Annotated in this window: 19 protein-coding genes and 1 tRNA gene; 5 read left to right on the top strand and 15 right to left on the bottom strand. The window is 57.9% G+C overall.

Annotation, left to right across the window (positions count from 1 at the left end):
* Positions 1 to 64: 64 nt before the first annotated feature.
* Both M5D89_RS00980 and M5D89_RS00975 read right to left on the bottom strand, forming a co-directional pair.
* Positions 65 to 140 (bottom strand) — tRNA-Arg (locus tag M5D89_RS00980).
* Between the two features lie 35 nt (positions 141 to 175).
* Positions 176 to 1,183: a sodium:calcium antiporter gene (locus tag M5D89_RS00975; RefSeq protein WP_248883872.1), complete on the bottom strand. Its 1,008-nt coding sequence runs from the start codon at positions 1,181 to 1,183 to the stop codon at positions 176 to 178.
* 43 nt (positions 1,184 to 1,226) lie between these two features.
* Here M5D89_RS00975 and M5D89_RS00970 point away from each other — a divergent pair, with 43 nt between their 5' ends.
* Together M5D89_RS00970 and M5D89_RS00965 are read left to right on the top strand one after the other, a co-directional pair.
* Entirely contained in the window at positions 1,227 to 1,922 is a 696-nt protein-coding gene (locus M5D89_RS00970) for a hypothetical protein (RefSeq protein WP_248883871.1), read from the top strand.
* A gap of 59 nt (positions 1,923 to 1,981) precedes the next feature.
* The gene (locus tag M5D89_RS00965) at positions 1,982 to 3,793 is read left to right on the top strand and encodes a DEAD/DEAH box helicase (protein ID WP_248883870.1); all 1,812 of its coding nucleotides are present in this window, start codon (positions 1,982 to 1,984) and stop codon (positions 3,791 to 3,793) included.
* An 81-nt stretch (positions 3,794 to 3,874) separates the two neighbouring features.
* Here the strand turns inward: M5D89_RS00965 and M5D89_RS00960 are convergent, their stop codons facing one another.
* Positions 3,875 to 4,078: a cold-shock protein gene (locus tag M5D89_RS00960; protein WP_163098445.1), complete on the bottom strand. Its 204-nt coding sequence runs from the start codon at positions 4,076 to 4,078 to the stop codon at positions 3,875 to 3,877.
* Positions 4,079 to 4,223: 145 nt separating this feature from the next.
* On the opposite strand from M5D89_RS00960, the gene M5D89_RS00955 reads away from it, so the two are divergent.
* Complete coding sequence (locus M5D89_RS00955) at positions 4,224 to 5,297, top strand: transporter (RefSeq protein ID WP_248883869.1); 1,074 nt, start codon at positions 4,224 to 4,226, stop codon at positions 5,295 to 5,297.
* A gap of 51 nt (positions 5,298 to 5,348) precedes the next feature.
* Here M5D89_RS00955 and M5D89_RS00950 read toward each other — a convergent pair whose 3' ends face one another.
* The 12 genes from M5D89_RS00950 to M5D89_RS00895 all read right to left on the bottom strand — a co-directional run bounded on the left by M5D89_RS00950 (position 5,349) and on the right by M5D89_RS00895 (position 18,284).
* Complete coding sequence (locus M5D89_RS00950) at positions 5,349 to 6,806, bottom strand: tetratricopeptide repeat protein (RefSeq protein WP_248883868.1); 1,458 nt, start codon at positions 6,804 to 6,806, stop codon at positions 5,349 to 5,351.
* Positions 6,803 to 8,245 (bottom strand): glycosyltransferase family 2 protein, encoded by a 1,443-nt coding sequence (locus M5D89_RS00945; protein WP_248883867.1) that lies wholly within the window; start codon positions 8,243 to 8,245, stop codon positions 6,803 to 6,805. The genes M5D89_RS00950 and M5D89_RS00945 overlap by 4 nt, the downstream gene beginning before the upstream one ends.
* Positions 8,246 to 8,287: 42 nt before the next feature.
* Positions 8,288 to 9,040, bottom strand: a complete 753-nt coding sequence (locus tag M5D89_RS00940; RefSeq protein WP_248883866.1) for a hypothetical protein — start codon at positions 9,038 to 9,040, stop codon at positions 8,288 to 8,290.
* Between the two features lie 12 nt (positions 9,041 to 9,052).
* A complete protein-coding gene (locus tag M5D89_RS00935; protein ID WP_248883865.1) occupies positions 9,053 to 9,610 on the bottom strand; it encodes a C39 family peptidase in 558 nt (185 codons plus the stop codon).
* A 216-nt stretch (positions 9,611 to 9,826) separates the two neighbouring features.
* Positions 9,827 to 11,164 carry a hypothetical protein gene (locus M5D89_RS00930; protein ID WP_248883864.1) on the bottom strand — a complete coding sequence of 446 codons (1,338 nt, stop codon included), beginning with the start codon at positions 11,162 to 11,164 and terminating at the stop codon, positions 9,827 to 9,829.
* A 48-nt stretch (positions 11,165 to 11,212) separates the two neighbouring features.
* A complete protein-coding gene (locus M5D89_RS00925; RefSeq protein WP_248883863.1) occupies positions 11,213 to 11,830 on the bottom strand; it encodes a hypothetical protein in 618 nt (205 codons plus the stop codon).
* Positions 11,831 to 11,842: 12 nt separating this feature from the next.
* Positions 11,843 to 12,148, bottom strand: coding sequence for a hypothetical protein (locus tag M5D89_RS00920; RefSeq protein ID WP_248883862.1), 306 nt, complete (start codon positions 12,146 to 12,148; stop codon positions 11,843 to 11,845).
* A 310-nt stretch (positions 12,149 to 12,458) separates the two neighbouring features.
* Positions 12,459 to 13,865, bottom strand: coding sequence for a sigma-54 dependent transcriptional regulator (locus M5D89_RS00915; RefSeq protein ID WP_248883861.1), 1,407 nt, complete (start codon positions 13,863 to 13,865; stop codon positions 12,459 to 12,461).
* 82 nt (positions 13,866 to 13,947) lie between these two features.
* Positions 13,948 to 16,086 carry a primosomal protein N' gene (locus M5D89_RS00910; protein WP_248883860.1) on the bottom strand — a complete coding sequence of 713 codons (2,139 nt, stop codon included), beginning with the start codon at positions 16,084 to 16,086 and terminating at the stop codon, positions 13,948 to 13,950.
* Positions 16,087 to 16,305: 219 nt separating this feature from the next.
* Positions 16,306 to 17,172 (bottom strand): 4-hydroxybenzoate octaprenyltransferase, encoded by an 867-nt coding sequence (ubiA, locus tag M5D89_RS00905; protein ID WP_248883859.1) that lies wholly within the window; start codon positions 17,170 to 17,172, stop codon positions 16,306 to 16,308.
* Positions 17,169 to 17,681 carry a chorismate--pyruvate lyase family protein gene (locus M5D89_RS00900; RefSeq protein ID WP_248883858.1) on the bottom strand — a complete coding sequence of 171 codons (513 nt, stop codon included), beginning with the start codon at positions 17,679 to 17,681 and terminating at the stop codon, positions 17,169 to 17,171. The genes ubiA and M5D89_RS00900 overlap by 4 nt, the downstream gene beginning before the upstream one ends.
* Positions 17,682 to 17,714: 33 nt before the next feature.
* Positions 17,715 to 18,284 (bottom strand): class I SAM-dependent methyltransferase, encoded by a 570-nt coding sequence (locus tag M5D89_RS00895; RefSeq protein WP_248883857.1) that lies wholly within the window; start codon positions 18,282 to 18,284, stop codon positions 17,715 to 17,717.
* A 165-nt stretch (positions 18,285 to 18,449) separates the two neighbouring features.
* Here M5D89_RS00895 and glgC point away from each other — a divergent pair, with 165 nt between their 5' ends.
* Positions 18,450 to 19,763 carry a glucose-1-phosphate adenylyltransferase gene (gene glgC / locus M5D89_RS00890; RefSeq protein WP_248883856.1) on the top strand — a complete coding sequence of 438 codons (1,314 nt, stop codon included), beginning with the start codon at positions 18,450 to 18,452 and terminating at the stop codon, positions 19,761 to 19,763.
* A 4-nt stretch (positions 19,764 to 19,767) separates the two neighbouring features.
* The gene (locus tag M5D89_RS00885; protein ID WP_248883855.1) at positions 19,768 to 21,474 is read left to right on the top strand and encodes a glycoside hydrolase family 57 protein; all 1,707 of its coding nucleotides are present in this window, start codon (positions 19,768 to 19,770) and stop codon (positions 21,472 to 21,474) included.
* The last annotated feature ends 2 nt before the right edge of the window (positions 21,475 to 21,476 follow it).

The raw sequence follows: 21,476 nt of genomic DNA, 5'->3' as shown, positions 1-21,476 counted from the left end.
GATACGACTATAGGATAGTACAAGCTATGTGGGGACGCTCAGGCGCGGCACTCTGAGGTGGAGATGGTGCCCCAGAACCGAATCGAACGGTCGACCTACCGCTTAGGAGGCGGTTGCTCTATCCACTGAGCTACTGAGGCAGCAAGGGAATGGTAGCAGCTCGTGCCCCTTGGGCCTAGCTGAGAACGGCAAAGTAGGTGGCGTAGAGGAGGCCATTGAGCAAAAAATAAATTGGACGCAACTGCACGCCGCGCCAGACCAGCAGTAACGTGTAGCTGCCCGCGATCAGGGTCAAAACGGCACCGAGCAGGACCGGTGGGCTGGGGGTCCAAGGGGTCAGGGAAACGCCGATGGCGGGCAGGAGGGAGCCCTGAAAGACCAGGGCGCCGGTGATGTTGCCAAAGGCCAGGGTGTCTTTCTTGCGCCGGATCCAGAGGATGCTATTGATTTTCTCTGGCAGCTCCGTTGCCACGGGCACGATCAGCAGCGACAGAATCAGGGCAGAAACCCCTAACCAGGCGGAAAGATGTTCTACACCATGCACAAACAGCTCGGCGCCAAAAATGATGCCCGCCAGACCCAGGCCGAGTTGTAGGAAAATGGTGAGCAGCATGGTCGGCAGGCCTAGGCGAGAAAGGTAGAGCGCTGCCTCCGCCTCCGTGGCGTGGCCGTCGGCGACGAGTGCCGCAGAGGCGCGAATGGTGAGCAGAAGGTAGAAAAAATAGAACAGCACCAGGAGAACAGCGATGGAGCTGCGAATGACGGCTTCCTGATGGGGAATGAACAAGGCGAGCGTGGCCAGCGAAAAGGCGGCAAGGAACCAGGACAGGTCGCGACGCAGTCCCGTTCGTTCAGGCAGCAATGTGCCCCGCCAGCCGCGCTGCGCCGCGGCAAATATCGACATCAGAAACAGGGTGAGGGTGGAGAGCATCATCGGCGCCCCCAGTATTGCGCCAACGCCAACCTCCTCTCCGACCTTCGGGCTCGCCAGGCTGCTTGATGCAAAGACGGCGACCAAAGGAACCATGGTTTCGGGCAGGGCGGTTCCCACCGCGGCAAATATCGAACCGGTGACACCTTCCGATAGCCCCAGCCGATCGCCCAGATGCTCCAGAGAATTGGTGAATAGCTCGGCCGCGACAAGGATCAGTACGAGGGCGAGAAGAAGCTGGACGATATCCATGGTCGGGATCTCGGGGAAGAGAAAGTGCTAGGATAATGGCCCGATGGGCAAGCGCCTAGTCCTTGCGCGCATCCGATTTTTACGCCAAGGTGAAACGCTAACGCACGGGGGTAATATGCAGGAGCTTTGTCATTTCTTTGACCGCAGCATTCACTATGTAGAAGGCGGTGATGCGACGCCAGCCGTCTTCTACATTGCTGACAAGGATGCGGGCGGCATTCTGATCAATGCCCCCCGTTATGATGAGGACACTTGGCAGCAACTGGCGGAGCTGGCACCACCAATCATCCTCTTTCTGCCGAGTCGCTTCGGCGCCCAGGACCTGGCGCAGTGGCGGGAGAAAGGGCTGCGCCTGGTGGCACAACCCATCGAAGGCAAAGCCCTTGGCATGGATCTCGATGTGGCCCTGGACAGCAAATTGCGGCTGACCCGCACCATCGACTTTCTGCCCATGTCTGGCCGCACGGCAGGCTCTTGCGCCCTGCGCCTGCGCAACAAGCCTGGCGTCATATTTTTTGGACCCATTCTTGAACCCGTCAGCGCAGCATCCTGGCCGAGCCTGGTCCCCCACGCTGACGATCAGTCCTGGGAGAACCGCCTGTTTGGCAGCCTGGGTCTGCAGGATGTGGCCTTTGCCTATGCCTTTTGTGACCGTTTCACGCCCGGCGTCACGCCCTACGGACCGGGGGCGGATGCTGGTATTGCTGCGGCTTTGCAGTTGCTGTTGCAGGACGATTGAGTCATGCATGGGCGCGAGAATTAGCGTATAGTGCGCACTCGCTCGCGGAGGGGATAGGAATGGGACAGGAACAGGTACTGCGTTTTGGCGATTTTGCGCTCGCTGAGCCGCTACAGCGGGCGGTAGCGGAGATTGGCTACGAGCAGCCATCGCCCATCCAGGCCCAGAGTATCCCCCCCTTGCTGGCGGGCCAGGACGTGATTGGTCTCGCCCAAACGGGTACGGGCAAGACCGCCGCCTTTGCGCTGCCATTGCTGAGCCGGGTGGATTGCAGTCAGCGCTTTCCGCAGATTTTGGTCCTGGCACCGACGCGCGAACTCGCGATTCAGGTGGCCGAGGCCATGCAGAGTTATGCCAAATTCCTGCCGGGCTTTCATGTCTTGCCTATCTACGGCGGGCAGTCGATGGGTCTGCAACTGAAGCAGTTGGCGCGTGGCGTGCAGGTGGTGGTGGGGACCCCAGGACGGATCCAGGACCATTTGCGGCGCCGTACCCTGCAGCTCGATCGCCTCCAGGCGGTGGTCCTCGACGAGGCCGACGAGATGTTGCGCATGGGTTTCATCGATGCCGTGGAAGACATCCTGCAGCATACGCCCGAGAAACGGCAGGTGGCCCTGTTTTCCGCGACCATGCCCGAAGCCATCCACCGCATTGCGCGCACCTATTTGCGCGAGCCGGTGGAAATCAAAATCAAGAGTGCTACCAAGACGGTTTCCGCGATTCGCCAGCGCTATTGGCAGGTAAGCGGCACGCACAAGCTCGATGCCCTGACCCGTATTCTGGAGGTTGAGGACAGCAACGCCTGGATCATTTTTGTGCGCACCAAGACGGCTACGGTTGAGCTGGCAGAGCGTTTGGAGGCGCGCGGATATGCCTGCGGTGCCCTCAACGGTGACATGAGTCAGGCGTTGCGCGAACAGACCGTTGAGCGCCTGAAATCGGGTACTCTCGATATTGTCATTGCCACCGATGTTGCCGCCCGTGGTCTCGACGTTGAGCGGATAACCCATGTCATCAATTATGATATTCCCAACGACACTGAGGCCTATGTGCATCGCATTGGGCGCACCGGACGAGCGGGGCGCAAGGGGGAGGCGATCCTCTTTGTGGCGCCGCGCGAACGCTACCTGCTCAAGGCCATCGAGCGTGCCACCGGGCAGAGCATCGAGCCCATGCATTTGCCGAGTCTGGCCGATGTGGCGGATCGCCGCGTTGCTCAGTTCAAGGAACAGCTGCTGGCAGTCATCGAAGGCGAAGATCTGGCACCCTTTGAGTCTTTGATTGCGGAGTATCAGGAAGAGCATGACATCGGGCTGGGCGAGATCGCCGCTGCCCTGGCTTTTCTGGTTCAGAAGGACAAACCCTTATTGCCGGCGCCGGAAACGCGACCCTCGTCAGCACTGGATAGCGCCGCTGCGAGCCCCATGGCGCGACAACGGCGTGAGCGGCGTAGCGACAGTGAGGGGAAAAAACGGGATCGAGCGCCGGCGGGCTATTCCCCGGCGGCAGATACCCCTGCAGCGATGCGAATGTACCGCCTGGACGTTGGTGAGGAGCATGGCGCGCAGGTGAAAAACATCGTGGGCGCGATCGCCAATGAGTCTGGTCTGCCTAGCCGTTTGATTCGTAAGGTGCAGATCGCAAGTGATTACAGTATGGTAGAGTTGCCCGCCGATTTGCACAGCTCCGTTTTGGAGCATCTGAAAAAGACCTGGGTCTGTGGCCGTCCTCTGCAACTTCGCCCGCTATCGTCGGGGGAATCGGGTCAGCAGGCAAGACCCGCTCGGCCCACAGTGAAACGGAAAGCGGCAACCGGTGAAGAGCAGCGCCCGATGCGGCAGAGTACGCGCAAGCGCGAACGACGGACATAAAAATACCGGCTCAAAACTTCGGGCCGGTTAGTGTCTTCCCCGCAAGGGGGAGGGTGGCTTGCGCCACCCTGCGCGGACGAATTACGCCCGACGGACCTTTTCGGCCTGCAGACCCTTGGGACCACGAGTCACTTCAAAATTGACGCGCTCGCCTTCTGCCAGGGTCTTGAAGCCGCTGCCCTCAATGGCGGAGTGATGCACGAACACATCTTCCTTGCCATCTTCCGGCGTAATGAAACCAAACCCCTTGCTGTCGTTGAACCACTTTACCGTACCAACCGCCATGTTACACCCCAAATCAAAAAAAACAGCCGAACTGGCTGACCTAAGTATAGGGCTTTCCGGAAGAAATGCAAAGGCGAGGGTGTAGGAGCTTAGGCTTGTCTTGTGCTACGCTCGCACGCGGAAAGATACATGACGGAGTGAAAAAATGAAACGGCGCATACAGTCGGTCCTGGCAACAACCTTGTTGTTCTCCCTCCTGGGCAGTTCAAGTTTCGCCATGGCGCAGGATACGGCGCAACAGAACCTCAAGGCGCCTCCGGAATCGGCCAGCAAGAAGGCGATCCTGCAACAGAATACCGATTTTTTTTATGACCATATTACGCTGCAATCGAGTATGTCTTACGCCTACTCGGACCAGAACACCATCAACTTGAATGGCTTTCTCGCCCTGGGCGCTATCTTTCTCGGTAATATCAACGTCAGCAAGGTCAAGTCGAGCATCTTCACCTTTACGGAATCCGCCTATGTGCCCTTAGGGCGGCGCTTGCAGCTCGTGCTGAATGTCCCCATGGTCTATCGGCAAAGTACCTACGAGATTGGCGGGGTAAACTATGCTAGCAACCAGTATGGCGAGGCCACCGTGACCTCCGGCGGCCCACGCCTGGGAGACATCAGTTTTGGTGCCTATTACAACCTGCTGCAGGAAGATAAAAACTGGCCAACCCTGACGGCAAGTCTCCTGCTGACCACGCCCTCAGGCATCAACCCGTATGGGATCAAGGTCTATCAGCCGGACCCCAACAATACCAATCTCCAGGTGCCCACCAAACTACCGACGGGTAATGGAGTCTGGACCATTACCCCTGGGATTTCCTTTGTGTCCACGTCCGATCCGGCGATATTTTTCGGTAGCGCCAACTACTACTATAACTTGCAGCACAATTTCCCGGACATCAGTACTACGGAGGGGGTTGTCCAGCCGGGACAGGTTCGCTTGGGCAACGCCTTTCAGTTCAGTATGGGCGTCGCGTATGCCCTCAACGATCGTCTGAGCGTAAGCACCTCCTTTGCCGACCGACTGCAGCAGCAAACCAGTATCCGTACGGAAGGCGGGGCGTGGACGCCTATCGTTGGCAGCGGGGCAAACGTAGGGGTGGCGAATCTGGGGCTGACCTATGCCTTTACTCCGACGAGTTCGCTCATCATGAATCTTGGGATTGGGTTGACTTCCAGCGCGCCGAATTTCCAACTGACGGCGACCATTCCTTATAACCTCTAACGCGAATTGGCAGGTTGCGGCTGCGCGGGAGCGCAGTCCGCATCACGAGTATCAGAAGGGAATGGAAATCTCCCCACCAAAATAACTGCGATGGTACCCAGGTCCACCACCGTAAGCATTGGCAATCGTGCTGTAGCCGCCAGTCAGGGAAATCGCGCAGTAGGGTGCGATCAGGCCGGTTAACGTACCAAAATAATCCTGGACACCAGAGGTAGCGCCATCGATGGTTTGGGAGCCGAAGCCGGAGTAAAAGCGCAGCGTCCAATAGGGCGAGAACTTTTGCACATAGATGAGGTAGCCTAATGCCTCACGATAGTTCCGCGGATTGAAATAGCCGCTGTACGGTACGGTACTGCTGTGATACTGCCGATAGTATCCCTGAACCCCCAGGCTGATTGGCCAGCGACCGAGACTCAGAAACTCCGGGGTTGCGCGAATCACCAACCCGTTCCGTTGGTTGTTATCGGAAAAGGATTGGTGAAAATACGTGGCGCTGAGGGTGCCGATGTCCCGCAAGCGCCCAAATCCACCAAAACTCAAGGTGTTGACGAGGATGTGATTTTGCACCGCAGCATAGGTGCGAATCGGTTCGCGATCGGCGCTGGCGTCCAGACCCCAGCTGTCACTGGGTTGATAGAGGGCAAGCGCGTGAACAGTGGCGTAGGTCCAGTTGCGACTGGTCCCCAGTCCGCCCAGCACCGTGTATTGCCAATTGCGGTTTGGTACGGCCGTCCAGCCCGCGCGAATGGCGCTGAGGCCTACCTGGCCGGTGGGGTCGGAAACCTGCGTCTGCTGCAAGCCAGCCTGCCAGAAGGTGGGATTGAGCTTGGCGGCGCTGAGCCATTGTCCAGGCCATAGGGCGTCCGCTGAGTAGACCTGATTGATGTTGCTGTCACTGTCGCTGCTGTAGTGAAATCCCAGGCGCAGCTTGGGACGCAATGCAAAATCGACATAATTGCGCGTAATTCGAAACAGACGCGCCTGCCAGTCGGGCCCTTCATACACCCCTGTGGGTGCCGCCGACGCCAGATCTTGTGCCGCGGTATTGTTCCAGTTCAGGAGATTGGCGGCAATGGCGCTCTGTAGCGCCGCGGGTGCATCCTGCAGGTACGGCTTTACCTGGTTGTAGGCCGCGATGGGCCTGCCATTGGCAATCAAGGCGCGGGCTAGGCCCGTGCTGACCACCTTGCGATCTTTGGGTTTTCGCGCCAAGGGAAGGGCGCGCGCGTAAGCGCTATAGGCCTGATGATCGTTTCCGAGCCAAAGCGCTGCATAGCCTTTTCCGGAGAGGGCAGCGAGAAGATCGGAGGAATATCGTTCGGGCGCCATCTGGATCCCCTCCAGGGCAGAGTTGAATGCATTTAGGGCAGCCTGCGGGTGATTCTGCTGCAACGCGAGACGTCCCGCGCGGATGTCGCGCGCCGGCGTAGTGTCGTGCTCGGCGAGGGCGAGCTGACTGACGGCGAGCGCGCAGAGCCCCCCTGCCAGGGCCAGCGATCCGCTCTTCATTTGGTGCCCCAGCTTTTGCTCAGGCGCAAGACCTCAGATGCGTAACCGGCAATGGATGCAGGACTCATGAGAAGTTGGGAAAAAAAGACGTAAAGGAACATGCCGCGCAAATTCCGGCGGATACGTAACCCTCTTGCCTTGAACATGCGTCGTTGCACCGAATAAATCACCATATTATTCAAGGCGGCCAGAGGGATGAGCAAGAGGGTGATCGGCCCCGCGATCAATAGGAAACCAAAGAACGCAGCGATGATGCCGGGTACAAAAAACAGCATGTAGCTCAGGTCGATAAACGGAAAAAGAAGATTGATGAACACAAATTGCAGGGTCAAGCGCGCCTGAAACAGGATACGAGGGTGGACACGAAGCGCCTCGAACATGCCCCGCGCCCAACGTCTTCTCTGGCGAAACAACTGGCGATAGCTCTCGGGCACATTGGTGAATACCACGGCGTTTTCGGCGTAGCCAATGCGATAGCCTTTTGTCAGCATGCCCCAGGAAAGTACGATATCCTCTCCCACGACCGGCGCCCAGCCACCGAGTTCCAGTAAAACGGATTTCTCGTACAGAGAAAAGGCACCGTGGGCAACCAGGGTTCCCTGATACAGGCTTTGTACCCGCTTGACAATGGCAATTCCGTGAAAATAATCCCATTCCTGCAAGCGCGTGATCCAGTTTTTCCGCGAATTGCGCACAGCAAGGGCTCCGGCCACCGCAGCCGTATTGCTGGGGTCGCTCAGATAACGGCCGACAATGAATTTAATGGCATTGTGGTAGAGATAGGTGTCGGCATCGATGGTGATGATCAGGTCATGGGTGGCCTGCTGCAGCCCAGCATTCAAAGCGCTTGCCTTGCCACCATTCACGGGTTGGCGAATGAGTCGCAACGCCGGATCTGCAAAGCCCTCTACCTTCGCTACTGTTGTGTCCTTCGAACCATCGTCAATGACGATGACTTCCAAGTCCCCGGGGTAGTGTTGCCCAAAAACGGACTTCAACGTATCGGTGATGGCGGATTCTTCATTGTATGCGGCAATCAGGACCGACACCGCAGGATAATCGGTAATCTCGACGATTTTTGGCCGGCGATCCAGCAGGGTACTGAACAGAACGAAGCCGGAAATATAGCCGGGAAGTATCGCTACACCCAAGATAATCAAAACAGTAAGAATAGGGCCAATGACAGTGTCCAAATTGTGGATCCACGGCAGGGCAATCCAAAAACTGAACAGCACCCACAGGATGGCGCCGGTCTGTGCCAGGAGAAATTTGGCAAATACTGGGATATACCGGAACCAGTATAGCCCATGACGCGGGCCCCTTGTGCCTTTCTCAGCAGCCCCGGGATGCAAAGACGTCGCCACACCAGAAGCTAATGGTATGGCTCTCATTTCTTGGCCATGGCCGAGGCTGATATGAGTTTTAGTAGTAGGTTTCATGGCCATTCCTTTGATGTTTTTATTCTGTACACTGAAAAAGCGTTACGGCATGTTCGGGGGCATAACATTCTGCAGTACGGACTGGAGCTGTTGCTGGGAAATGTTATGAACGCTACCGGGTTCCATACCAAGGGTCATGTGCATTTCATTGCTGATCACATTCCCGTTACTGGCAATCTGGGCAAGCTGATAGGCACCATTGGCGCCAATGCCCTGTTGGACGGTATTCGCACCATTGCTGATGAGCATGGATAATTGTCCAGGCTGTACGGTCATGGTGATGTCGCCCTGCTGGGTTGTTCCTGGCGTCAGGGTAGGGGTACTGCCGGCGCCGGAACTGCTGGGCGTACCTTTCACCACATTCAAGGACATCCCGTTTTGTACCCCATTGCCTTGCCCGGCAATCTGAATTCCCTGGGAAACCCCCTTGATGTTTGCCAGACCCGCGCCATCAAAAGTTGCTCCAGTATTGCCGTTGGTCGACGGAAGTCGATCATGTTGTACCGAATAGGTGATGGTCGGCACGAAGACATTATTGCTACTGTTGAGGGCAATATTCAGATTTCCCTGTAACGTGCCATTGTCTCCTGGTGCCGTCCAATTGGTCTGCATCTGTACGCCAAAATAGACAATGCGACCACCAATCACTCCCTTGCCGACCAATTTTGCCAGGACCGAATCTGGTACAACCGGAGCAGTGAGACCCAAGGGAGCGGCGATCGCTTGCCCAGCAATGCCGGTGTATCCTAATAGTGTTCCGATGATGATCGAATGAAGGGTATGCTTGATCTTCATGGCCATTCTCCGTCAAAAATAGTTTACGTTATCATAACCAAAATGTGCAGAATCCAGCGGGGCCTTGGGCAGAACGCCATGGAGCAGGCGTAAAGCGCTTGGGGCTTCCGGAGGAGTCAACAACACAGAATGTGGATCGAAGCCTTTACCAAATACGGCAAAGACAATCTTGTTCCAATCTTTCAAAAAAATATCCTTCGCCATGATGCGATTTCCCAACGCTGGATCGGCCAAATAGACTTTGTTGGCGGTGGTTTTCTCCAGCACAACGAAGTGTTTGTATCCTTTTAGATCAAGCAGGACGATTACCGGGATATGGATCTTTTCCAGCTCGGCTGGTGTGACAACGTACCCTTGTGCCTGCAGGCCAATTTTGTCTACATAGTTTTTCAGGTTGAGCATGGAAAAACCGACCTTTTCCACCTCTGCCGGATTGCTGACGGTAAACAGCCCTTTCATGACAGATTCTTCTGTCACGTCCCGATTGAAGCCATATTTCAGGATGGTTGCCAGGGAGGCTGCGCCGCAGGAAAAGTCCGTATGTTGACGCACGACATGGATGAAATGCATGCCCACCATGCTGCGTACGGGGACGTGCACTACACCTGCTCCGGGAATGATGTTCCCAAAGGGTGCGGCAAAGGAAGCTGGACTGCAAAAAAGCCCGGACGCCAAGCTGCCGATGATCATCCAGTTGCGCAAGATCGATGGCGTACGCATAAGGCCTCCGGGTCAAGAATTCAGAAGGTTGCCACCCCAGAAGGGGGGTGGCAAAAGCCAAGTGGATTACTTGGCGCTGGCGATGGCCAGGGTATTGACCTGTTGGTTCCCGTTGCCACTAGCCACATTCAGACCGATGTTGCCCGAAGCTCCCGCAAGGGCGCTGCCACTGACGTTGCTGTTATACATGGAGCAAGAGGCCGAGCCACCATTGTAGTAGGCAACCTGCTCTACCGGGGCAGAGGCATTGGCCATGGCCTGGGGTGAAGCCATGCTCGCAATGGCCAAGCCATTTTCCTGCTGGTTCTGGGCACCTGCCACGACATTGATGCCGATGTTGCCAGAGGCGTTTGCGCCAGCGTTGCCATCGACGGTGGCGCTATCCTGAACGTTGGTGTCGATCGTGTCATTGCCCGCCGAAAACTGCGTCGCGCCCGCGGTAGCATCCGCGTAGTCCGTGCTCGTCTGGTGGGCATAGGTGTTCTTGCCGGCGCTCAGCGCAGTATTGTTGCTCTGCTGGTTGCTGTTGCCAGAGGCCATATTAGCGCCAATGTTACCATTTGCACCTTCCAGAGCATTGGTACCCAGGCCGGTAGTATTGTTCACATAGGACTCGAAATACATCATGTCTTCGCTAGGAACGTTGCCGCTATCCCAAGCCATCGTCTGGGTCGCGTTGATATTGGCTGTGGCGCCAATGGGATAGCCTTCGCTATCCTTGTTAGCCGCCATGGCGATGGCCAAGCTGTTGCTCTGCTGGTTGCTGATACCCGCTGCTTCGTTGACGCCAATGTTACCGGAGGCACTCTGCAGGACGTTGCCGTACAGGCCTGTCTCATTGCTGGCACGAACATCGTCACCATAGTTCTCGCTGCTATAGCTCATGTTCATGAAGCTAGTCTGGTTGGCACCGATATACGCGTTGGCGTAGTCCGAATATTGGGCATGGGAAGCCGCCATGTTGTTGCCTTGCTGATTGAAGATGCCCGAGGTCATGTTCACGCCGATATTACCGTAGGCGCCCTGCAGGGCATTACCAATGAAATCTACAGCATTGGCGCCATTCATGACCTGCCAGGCGTAGTCCAGCACCTCGGCTTGGCCGGCATTCACGCTGGCATTGGAGGACGCGTTATCATCAATATTGGTGTTCGAAGCCAAGCTGCCGGCATTGGCCTGTTGGTTCTGGGAGCCGGTGGCGATATTGAAGCCAATGTTGCCACCGGCATTTGCGCCGGCATTGCCACTCAGAACTGCATTCCCGGTGGCGTTCAATGAGGAGACCTGATGGTTCATCCCGCTGGTCTGACTGTTGCTGACGCCAGCGCTAGCGAAGGCCAGAGGAGCTGCACAGAGCGCAGCGATGGCAAGGGCGATGGGGCTTACTTTACGGATGGTATTCATGGTATTCTCCTTTAGTGACACGGAAAAAAGTGTTACGGAACCTACACGTTACTGCATCACTCCGGGAGCCACCCCGAGAGCGAAACTGTTTGCCGAGGCATTGCCGGAGCCGGAAGTCTGATTGACCTGGGCAATGCCGCCGGCGTTGTGGAAGGCAGTGGCTGCGACCGCGACCTGACTGTTGCTTCCTCCTTGGGTACTGCTGTTCGTGCCTCTCTGGACACTGGGTAAACTCTGGGCAAGTATCTGATTGGATACCGGCTTGGCCGCGCCTATGACAATCTCGATACGATTGGCCTCGACGTTACTGGCGCCGGCCGCCTGGTTGATGGAGATCAGGCCCGTCGCGCCCTGGAAGGCGTTGCCGAGGATCTTTGCCTGTTGCGTGGCGAAATTCTTGGCCTGCTTGCCATTGGCCTGCTGCTCGACGGGGGCCGACGGGGTTGCAACGCCCTGACCATTCGGGTTCATGATGATGTTGGCGATATTGGCCTGAAGATTGTTGTTGCCGGCGGCCAGATTGTTCTGAATCGTGCCGCGAACATTGCCCATCGCATTATCGGAAATGATGCTTTGTGCGCTGTTGGGAAGGGGCAGGGCGACAGCCGTTTCCAGTACCAACAGGGCGCCAATCCCAAATATTCCGGTAAGCAGGATGCGTGACATGGTCATTGCCCCTCAGCGCGCGCTCGTCATGGTGTTGTTTTGCAGGTTGAGGGAACCGATCTGAATATCGTTCCCTTTCCCACCCTTGCCAGGGAGTTCATCCCAGAGCACTACGCCCGGGGAACTAGAATGCATTTTCGGGAGATTGATGGGCTCTCCTTTGCCACAGACCTGGGCGAGCGCCTTCGCCTGCACGGGCTGACCAAGATTGGGTGCGCCATTGGCAAATGCTGGTCCGCTGAGCAGGGCGAGCAGTGCACCCGCGAGGAGCGTGGACCGTGCTTTGCTGGTTCTGGCGCAATCTGCTTTCCTGATCATGGTCAACATCCTCGAACTGTTGTGTTGCCTACCAGTAAGCAATCGTCGTGCCAGGATATAATTATCAATAAAAAACAGGTAAGTAATGATAAATCTCGCAGTTGTACGCTGCGTTTGATTGTATTGTGCTTGTTACATATTGGGGGGCAGGTGAAGGCCGCCGGTTCTCCGGAAAGGTATGCAACTCATTGTTATTATGGAAATAAAAAGAAGAATCGGGTATTTGTACCGGGTTTGTAACAGCGCGGAGATGCTACGCGTAACTGCTTGATCGATCGATCGTTTATGGATGTAACACGGGATTGATTCGTCAATGATCCTTCTGCCCTGGGGGAATGATGCCGTGCTTGTCCATCAATCGGTATAAGGAAACCCGTGAAATCTGCAGCAGCTCTGCGGCACGGGTGATGCTGCCGAGACTCTGGGCGATGGCGGCCTTGATAGCGTCGCGCTCCGCCGCATCGCGGGCCTCCAGTAGGCTGATCTGGGCACGCTGATTCTGCCGTCGTTCCAGACCGAGATCGTCGGCAGTAATGAGGATCTTGTCGCACATCACCATGGCGCGGCGAACGCGGTTGATCAGTTCGCGAATGTTTCCTGGCCAGGTATAGCCGTTCATGATTTGCAGAGCATCTTCACTGAAACCCTTGACGCGCTGCCCGCGCTCATCGGCGAAACGATGAAAAACGTAATTGGCCAGCAACGGGATATCTCCTTGTCGTGCCCGCAGGGGGGGCATGTGGATTTGCAAGACATTCAGACGATAGAAGAGATCTTGCCGGAATTGCCCACTTTTGATGGCCTCTTCCAGATTGACGTGGGTAGCCGCCAGGACGCGCACGTCCACGCGAATTTCTTCCTTGCCGCCGACGCGGTGGATGGTCTGTTCCTGGAGGAAGCGGAGCAGATTGACCTGCAATTCCAGGGGTAAGTCGCCAATTTCGTCCAGGAACAGGGTTCCGCCGTTGGCCGCCTCGACGCGACCGATTTTTCTTTCTGTGGCACCGGTGAAGGCACCTTTTTCGTGGCCAAATAGTTCGGACTGAATCAAATTGCTGGGTAACGCACCGCAATTGACGGCGATGAAGGGGCCGTCCTTGCGAAAGGAGCGCTCATGAATGGCGCGGGCACAGAGCTCCTTGCCGGTGCCGCTCTCGCCGGTGATCAATACCGGGGCATCGGTTGCGGCGACCTTGCGGATGTCTTGATAGACCTTTTGCATCTGCTTGCTGGCGCCCACCATCTGTTCTTCCGCAAGCGGGGATTCGGCCTCGGGATCTTTGGTAAACAGGGCCTCACGAGAGATCTCGGCCATTCCTGCCGCATGTCCCAACATCACCAGCAGGCGCTCAGGGTCAACGGGGGTGGTATGATAATCGTAGAACGCACTACCAATGAGTTGGCGAACGGTGAGTTGGCTAAGCAGTTCCTTGTCCACCAGGGCCAGCCATCGGACACTGTCATTTTGGGCAATGATCCGTAATACCTGCTTCTGCCACTTGCTGGTGTCCGGCTCCTGAAACACCAGGATTCCTACGGCGGGCTGCTGTTTGCGCAGCGCCGCAGAAATTTCATCGATATGGCGAAATTGCAGCACTTGCCATTCACTGGCGCTAAGCAACTGTCGGGCCGGGGCGATGATCTGATCGGGACCAAGATACAGAGCTACACGATCAAGGTGGCTGGAATGTACTAGTTCCGATGATTCTGCCGTCATGCCTTTCCCATTCCCTGATGTTTTCTTTAGAGTAGCCTGAGCTTGCACTGGATACAAACAGTAGAATGGCTGAACCTGACAACTAGAAGTTCTGTGGGTCGACATCCAGGCTCCAGCGCACGCGCCGCGCGCCGGGCAGGGATGGGATTTGCGGCATGCTGGCGCCGAGAACCTGTTGCAGCAGGGGGCGACTAGTCGATTCCAGCCAGAGATAGGCGCGATGAAAACCCGCGCGGCGCTCGAGAAGTGCTGGAACCGGACCACTACAGTCCAACGACCCTTGGAAGTACTCCTGGGCTGCGTGCAGGAAGGCATAGACTGGTTCCACCCGTTGGGCTTCGGCCTGGAGCAGGGCCAGCGCCCGTAGCGGGGGCAGACCGGCCTGCTGCCGCTCGCGCAGTAACTGGGCCGCGGCCGTGCCGTAATCGCCACTCTGCAGGGCAAGCAAGAGGGGATGCTCGGGCAGGTGGCTCTGTAGCAGCACCCGTCCGGGAGCGTCTCCACGCCCGGATCGACCGGCAACCTGAATCACCGTCTGCGCCAGGCGCTCGCCAGCGCGAAAATCGGCGCTGTAAAGGCCCTGGTCGACATCGACAATCCCCACTAGGGTAACGTCGGGGAAATGATGCCCCTTGCTCAGCATCTGCGTGCCGAGCAGGATGGCGGGACGGGTGGAGCGGATTGCCTGCAGGCGTTCGGCGAGCTGACGTGGGGTGTGGACCTCATCGCGGTCAACGCGCAGGATCGGGATATTGGGAAAGCGCTCCTGGAGAAATTGTTCCAGCCCTTCGGTACCCATCCCGATACCATTCATCCCGTCACCGCCACAGCTCGGACAGCGCTGGGGTACTGGAGCTTCCCACCCGCAATGATGGCAGCGCAGGCGCGCCTGGCGACGGTGCCAGGTTAGGGGGGCGCTACACCGGCGGCAGTGCGGTACATGGCCACAATCGTGGCAGAGCAGGGCAGGCGCATAGCCGCGTCGATTGAGAAAAAACAAGGCTTGTTGGCCGCTGGCGAGGGTTTCGGCGCAGGCGCTCAATAGGGATGGATCCAGCCCTCCCAGAAGACGTTTTTTGCGCAGGGGCAGGATCTCGATCTGCGGAATGTTCTGGGCGCTCGCGCGTTCACGCAGGCGCAGATCCGCATAGCGTCCGCACTGGCGATTGTAGAGGCTTTCCAGCGCCGGCGTGGCGGAGGCTAGAACGATGGGCAGCTCCTCTAGTTGGGCGCGCCGTAGGCCCAGATCGCGGGCAGAGTAGAGCCAGCCACTTTGCTGTTTGTAGGAGGGGTCATGTTCCTCATCGACGATCAGCAGGCCAGGGCGAGCAAGCGGCACAAACAGGGCGGAGCGGGTACCGAGGAGGATGGAGAGGCTGCCGCTGCGCGCTCGCTCCCAGACCCGCAGGCGCTCGGCATCACCCTGTCCGGAATGGTAGACAGCCACCGCCGTCGCGCCGAAGCGCTGGACGCACCGTTCATAGGTCTGGCCGATCAAGGCAATCTCCGGCACCAGGAGCAGCACCTGTTTCCCGGCCAATAGCAGGGGTTCCATGGACTGGAGGTAGACTTCCGTTTTCCCGCTACTGGTGACGCCATCGAGCAAGAAGGGTTGAAAACCGCACGCCGCGCGAATGGCCGCCACCGCCTGCTGTTGTTCCGGACGCAGAGTCAGGGGAGTTTCATGGAGGCGCGGCGATTCCCGTGCTGCCTCTATCCACCCCGCGGCGAGAAATTGGCGGATACGCTGTCGGTCGCCACTGCCAAGCTCTGTCATGCGCAGATTGCCACGCCGCAGGCGTTGCAGCAGTTCGCTTTGCCGCAGTCCCCAACCGCTCTGCGGGAGGGTGGCATCGCTGCGCAGTTTCCACAGCTCTGGCTTCGGGGTGGGTAGGGGTTCTCCTTGGCAGAGGCGTGCCGGCAAGGCGGTGGCCCAGGCGCCGCCCAGGGGATAATGGTAGTAGTTGCTGCCGAACTCGAGCAGTGCTTGCAGGGCCTTGGGAAGCAGTGGCTGCTGGTCCAGGACGGTGCGGACATCCTTGATCTGGACACCTTCAGGGCAGGGACTGCTGCCGGTGACGATGGCGATGCGCTCGCCCCGCCCGAAAGGTACGTGGACACGGCATCCCGGCTCGGGGAGCGGGGTCCTGCAGCGATAGCTGAAACGCTGCGCGAGGGGCGTTAGCGTCACGACTTCGATACAGTTTGTATCATCCGTCATCAGTTGCCCACAATTTCTGTGGATAAGTCTGTGAGTGAAATGGGTTCAATGGGGCAAAGACCCTGAGTCATCTACGCTTTTTCCTCATGCCTACAAAATAGGCATCGTTAATTCATTGTTTATAATGATATTTTTCAAAATCATCTCTAAGCTCTTGATTTGTGCCTGCAGTCGCTGGGGAATGTTTGGACTGTGTATAAGTATCTGACGATTCTTCGTTCAAGCATGTCCCAGGGATGCCACCAGGCCCCAGAAAATCCAGAGACCCACCCAATTATTGTGCAGAAAGGCGCGAAAGGCCTTGTCTCGGTCACCGTCCAATAGCGTCTGTTGATAGAGGAACAGCGCCCCTGCGCCAAGGAGGCTGAACCAGTAGGGCCACCCCAAGCGCAAGCTCAGACCAATGCCGAGCAAAATGGCCAGCATGACGATTTCCAACACGGCAATGGCGAGCCAGTCGAAGCGCCCGAAAAGAATGGCGGTGGAGCGGATACCGGCACGCAGATCGTCGGGTCGGTCGGCCATGGCATAGGCGGTATCGTAGGCAATCACCCAACAGGCATTGGCCAACATCAGCCACCACGCCATAGCGGGGATGCGGTCCTGTACGGCGGCAAAAGCCATGGGAATACCGAAGGAAAAAGCGAGGCCGAGAAAGGCCTGCGGCAAATGGGTAAAGCGTTTGAAGAGTGGATAGCTGGCGCTGATGACGACCGCCACTAGGGCCAGATAGAACACCAGGCGATTGAGGAAGGGGAGCAATGCCGCCGCCAGCAGGCAGAGAATGACGAAGAACAGCAGCGCTTCGCGGGCACGGATGCGCCCACTGGCCAGGGGGCGATTGCGGGTGCGGGCCACCTGGCGGTCGAAGTCGCGATCGAAATAATCGTTGATCACGCAGCCCGCCGAGCGCATCAGCCAGGTGCCTAGAGTGAAAATCAGAAACAGCTGGAGAGACGGTGTTCCCTGTGCGGCGAGCCAGAGTCCCCAATAGGTTGGCCACAATAAGAGCAGGGTGCCGATGGGGCGATCGATACGCATCAACGCAGCGTAGGCAGAGAGGCCCTCCTGCCAAGGATAGCTCATCGTCCGCGTCCGCGCCAGCGCGGAAGGTCGGGTAAAAGATGTTCTTCTACCCAGATGCGCCGTGCCCCCCGTTGCAGGACCGAGCTCCGGCGGTAGCGGCGATTGCCACCAAAGACGGGGCTGACCTTTATCTGAATTGGGCTGCGTCGCAAGCGCCGGTGGCGAAACAGCGTATTCCCGATGGGTCGACTGCCATGTCGTGTCAGCGGCTGCAAACCCTGACTGATGGCGCGCAAGGGAAAGCTGGAACGTGCCCATACTGCAGGCTTTTGCGGGTCAGTCCCATGTAACTCCACCTCCCGCCAAAATACCCACGCGCCCCGCGCCAGCCCCAAGGCCTGTCGTTCTTCCCGTCGTGGGCGCCCACGTCCACAAGCCAATACGTGGGCCCGCGGCCACTGGGGTGCGCCATACGCGCGCCGCAATGCGGCAGTGAGGGAGGCGGGAAGACGGAGCCACGGCCAAAGGGTTCGGCTCGCATGGAAACGGCGGCGACGGGAAATTCTCATGAACCGCCATGATCCGGGCTTTTGTTTGGGTGGTCAATCGCCAAAGAGGAAGCGATCGACCCGCGCCGGCGGCAGGTTGCGCCAGACGTAGCTGGCCCGATTGTGTGCGAAGCGGGCGCTCAAGCCCGAACAGGAGCTGAGGGGATGATAGGTGAATTGGATGAACGCGGTCCCCGGGCGGGCACATTTGGGAAATTCCGCCAATATACGCTGTACGATCTGGGGCGGGATAGTGCGCAGTGGCAGGCTGGAGACAATCGCGCGGGCAGGCAGGCGGCCCGCAACCAGGGTCGACAGTTCTGCAGCGTCACCGTGGATGACTTCTACCTTGGGGAATTGCTGCTGCAAATGGCTGACCATGTTGGCCGAACGTTCAACGAGAACGAGGTCTGCCGCGCTGATGCCGCCTTCCAGAAGGGCACGGGTGACGGGCCCGAGGCCGGGACCGAGTTCAATCACCGCCCCTGGGCCTGCTGGAACCAACCCAGCCATGCGCTGGGCAAGAAAGGGCGAGCTGGGAAATAGCGCACCGATACCGCGCGGATCGCGGAAAAACTCGCGGGTAAATTGCCAGAATCCCACTGGACTGCGATGGTTTGTCATGTTGCGCCTTTCCTTTTCCTTCTGCTCCAGACCGCTTGCCCCGTTCACCCCGTATGGAGTACTTTCCTCTATAGAGTAGCAGGAAGAAGGAAGCCTCGGCAGAACCGCTATACTGTACTTGTACTCGAGAAGTCATTTGAGCCATCAGCCTCCGGAGTTGCCTCTATGCCCGAAGCCGTCAGTGCTAGCGTTGCCAATTCGCCGCGTTTTGTCAGCAACCTCACCAAAAATACCTTGGCTCTGGTCTTGGCGGGCGGACGTGGCAGTCGCCTCGGGCCCTTGACGGATTGGCGGGCCAAGCCAGCGGTCCCTTTTGGTGGCAAGTTCCGCATCATCGATTTCTGTCTCTCCAACTGCATCAATTCGGGTATCCGCCGCGTCGGTGTCCTTACCCAGTACAAGGCGCACAGCTTGATTCGCCACTTACAGTTGGGGTGGGGTTTCTTGCGCGGTGAATTCAGTGAATTTATCGAAATCCTCCCCGCGCAGCAGCGGATGAACACCGGTTGGTACAAAGGTACCGCCGACGCCATCTTTCAGAACATCGATATCTTGCGCGCCCATCGGCCGCGCTATGTCATTGTCTTGGCGGGCGACCATATTTACCGCATGGATTACGGCCAGATGCTTGCCGAACATGTGCAGAGCCAGGCGGATATGAGTGTCGCCTGCATTGAGGTACCGCTGCATGAGGCCCGCGCCTTTGGTGTGATGACCGTAAACCATGAGGATCGGATCGTCGGCTTTGCGGAAAAGCCCGCCGATCCCAGCCCCTTGCCGGGGCACCCGGAGAAGGCGCTGGCGAGCATGGGCATTTACGTCTTTAATACGGATTTTCTCTATGAACAGCTCATCCGTGACGCCGATGATCGCCACTCCGAGCATGATTTTGGCAAGGACCTGATTCCTTATATGGTCTCCCGCTATCGCGTCATGGCGCATCGCTTCCGCCACAGTTGTGTGACCAGCGGGCTGGGGGGTTCCGACAGCCATCGCTGTTACTGGCGCGATGTGGGCACCATAGATGCCTATTGGGCGGCGAACATCGATCTCGTCCATGTGACCCCGGATCTCGATCTCTACGATAGCCGCTGGCCGATCTGGACCTATCAGGAGCAACTGCCGCCGGCCAAATTCGTCTTTGATGACGATGGTCGGCGCGGCATGGCCCTCGACAGCATCGTCTCCGGCGGTTGCATTATCAGTGGTGCTACCGTGCGTCGCTCCCTGCTGTTCTCCAACGTGCGGGTCAATGATGGCCATACCTTGGTTGAGGATTCCGTCATCCTGCCGAATGTGCGTTTGGGAGAAGGCACGCGACTGCGCAAGGTGGTCGTCGACAAGGGTGCGATCATTCCCGCTGGCCTCGTCGTGGGAGAAGATCCGGAAGAGGATGCGCGGCGCTTCCATCGGACGCCCAATGGGGTGACCCTGATTACCCCGGAGTCTCTCGGTCAGCAACTCCACTTCGTGAGATAGCCTCATGACACCGGCGCGATCGTTGCACGTGGTGTTCTGCTGGCACATGCATCAACCTGACTATCGTGATGCCCAGGGCGTGTATCGCTTCCCCTGGACCTATTTGCATGCCTGTAAGGATTACGTGGATATGCTTGCGCATCTGGAGGACAACCCTCTGGCGCGGGCGGTGTTCAATTTTGTTCCAGTTCTTGTGGAGCAACTGGACGATTACAGTGCCCAATTTCAGCGCCAGGAGTTCCGCGATCCGTTGCTGCTGGCCTTGGCCACGCCGAACCTGAAAACCCTCGACGTCACGCTGCGCCATGCACTGCTCGAACAGTGTTTTCGCTTGGATCCCGAGCACATGCTCAATCCCTTTCCCGCGTATCGGCGACTGTATGATCTCTGGCAATTCATTCGCCAGGATGCTGCGGAGATGGGCGATTATCTGTCCGTACAATATCTTGCCGATCTTGTGGTCTGGTACCACTTGGCCTGGACGGGGGAGACCTTGCGTCGGCGCAGCTCGCTCATACAGCGGCTCATGGCCAAGGGCAGTGGCTTCGACTTTGCCGACCGTAGTGCCCTCCTGCAGTGTTTGGGAGAGACGATTACCGGTCTTTTGCCACGCTATCGCGCGCTAGCCCAGACGGGGCAGATCGAAATCTCCAGTACCCCCTATCAACATCCCATCGCCCCCCTGTTGTTGGACTTCCATGCGGCGCGAGATGGTCTGCCCGCTGCGCCGTTACCCGATTGCGCGCAGTATCCAGGCGGGGCGGAGCGGGTTAAAGCACAGTTGCAGGATGCGTTGACCAGTCATGCCGAGCATTTTGGCGGCGCCCCGCAGGGGATTTGGCCTGCAGAAGGGGGTATTTCTGCCGATTTTGTCGCTTTGCTTGGCGCGGAAGGGTTGCAGTGGACGGCCTCAGGAGAGGGAGTGTTGGGTCGCAGCCTGGCCCATTCCTATCCCGACTCCAGCGCGGCGCAAGGGCGAGCTGACTATCTCTATCGTGCTTATCGCTTGCAGGGGCAAGGGCCGCATTTGTTTTTTCGTGATGATGCCCTTTCCGATCGCATTGGCTTTGATTACAAGACCTGGTCTGGACATGATGCAGCGACGGATTTCGTCCAGCGCCTGGAGGGGATCTGGCGAGCGACGGAGGGGCAGCAGGCACCGATCGTGAGCGTTATTCTCGATGGTGAAAATGCCTGGGAATATTATCCCTACAATGGCTTTTACTTTCTGGGGGAGCTCTATCGTGCCCTGAGCAATCACCCCCACCTTCAGCTCTGTACCTTTGCAGACTATGTGCGGGAGCATGGGGACGCGGCACAAGCCCTGCCGGTCCTTGCCTCCGGCAGTTGGGTCTATGGCAATTTCAGCACCTGGATCGGTGATCCGGCCAAGAACCGTGCCTGGGATCTGCTCTGTCATGCCAAGACGGCAGTCGATCAGGAAATCGCCAGCTTCGACGCGCAGCATCAGGAGCAAATCCGTCAGCAGCTTGCCCGCTGTGAAGGGTCGGACTGGTTCTGGTGGTTCGGTGACTACAATCCAGGCGAGGCCGTGCGGGATTTCGATCACTTGTATCGCGATCATTTGCGCCAGCTTTATGCGCTGTTGCAGCGACCCGCGCCGGCCGAACTCGATCATCCCATCAGCGCTGGCGGTGGCAGTGCCGAGTCTGGTGGTACCATGCGCCGTGGTCAAGCAGAAGGAAGCTGACA

This window comes from Acidithiobacillus acidisediminis, from assembly GCF_023277115.1.
GTDB lineage: Bacteria > Pseudomonadota > Gammaproteobacteria > Acidithiobacillales > Acidithiobacillaceae > Igneacidithiobacillus > Igneacidithiobacillus acidisediminis.
This window is presented reverse-complemented; position numbering and strand designations above follow the sequence as displayed.

Coding starts and splice junctions, on each gene's coding strand:
- M5D89_RS00935 (WP_248883865.1), bottom strand. CDS start 9,610: ATGCATTTCATCCATGTCGTGCGTCAACATACGGACTTTTCCTGCGGC.
- M5D89_RS00955 (WP_248883869.1), top strand. CDS start 4,224: ATGAAACGGCGCATACAGTCGGTCCTGGCAACAACCTTGTTGTTCTCC.
- M5D89_RS00925 (WP_248883863.1), bottom strand. CDS start 11,830: ATGTCACGCATCCTGCTTACCGGAATATTTGGGATTGGCGCCCTGTTG.
- M5D89_RS00895 (WP_248883857.1), bottom strand. CDS start 18,284: ATGACAAACCATCGCAGTCCAGTGGGATTCTGGCAATTTACCCGCGAG.
- M5D89_RS00930 (WP_248883864.1), bottom strand. CDS start 11,164: ATGAATACCATCCGTAAAGTAAGCCCCATCGCCCTTGCCATCGCTGCG.
- M5D89_RS00950 (WP_248883868.1), bottom strand. CDS start 6,806: ATGAAGAGCGGATCGCTGGCCCTGGCAGGGGGGCTCTGCGCGCTCGCC.
- M5D89_RS00965 (WP_248883870.1), top strand. CDS start 1,982: ATGGGACAGGAACAGGTACTGCGTTTTGGCGATTTTGCGCTCGCTGAG.
- M5D89_RS00960 (WP_163098445.1), bottom strand. CDS start 4,078: ATGGCGGTTGGTACGGTAAAGTGGTTCAACGACAGCAAGGGGTTTGGT.
- M5D89_RS00970 (WP_248883871.1), top strand. CDS start 1,227: ATGGGCAAGCGCCTAGTCCTTGCGCGCATCCGATTTTTACGCCAAGGT.
- M5D89_RS00940 (WP_248883866.1), bottom strand. CDS start 9,040: ATGAAGATCAAGCATACCCTTCATTCGATCATCATCGGAACACTATTA.
- ubiA (WP_248883859.1), bottom strand. CDS start 17,172: ATGAGCTATCCTTGGCAGGAGGGCCTCTCTGCCTACGCTGCGTTGATG.
- M5D89_RS00885 (WP_248883855.1), top strand. CDS start 19,768: ATGACACCGGCGCGATCGTTGCACGTGGTGTTCTGCTGGCACATGCAT.
- M5D89_RS00915 (WP_248883861.1), bottom strand. CDS start 13,865: ATGACGGCAGAATCATCGGAACTAGTACATTCCAGCCACCTTGATCGT.
- M5D89_RS00910 (WP_248883860.1), bottom strand. CDS start 16,086: ATGACGGATGATACAAACTGTATCGAAGTCGTGACGCTAACGCCCCTC.
- glgC (WP_248883856.1), top strand. CDS start 18,450: ATGCCCGAAGCCGTCAGTGCTAGCGTTGCCAATTCGCCGCGTTTTGTC.
- M5D89_RS00975 (WP_248883872.1), bottom strand. CDS start 1,183: ATGGATATCGTCCAGCTTCTTCTCGCCCTCGTACTGATCCTTGTCGCG.
- M5D89_RS00945 (WP_248883867.1), bottom strand. CDS start 8,245: ATGAAACCTACTACTAAAACTCATATCAGCCTCGGCCATGGCCAAGAA.
- M5D89_RS00920 (WP_248883862.1), bottom strand. CDS start 12,148: ATGATCAGGAAAGCAGATTGCGCCAGAACCAGCAAAGCACGGTCCACG.
- M5D89_RS00900 (WP_248883858.1), bottom strand. CDS start 17,681: ATGAGAATTTCCCGTCGCCGCCGTTTCCATGCGAGCCGAACCCTTTGG.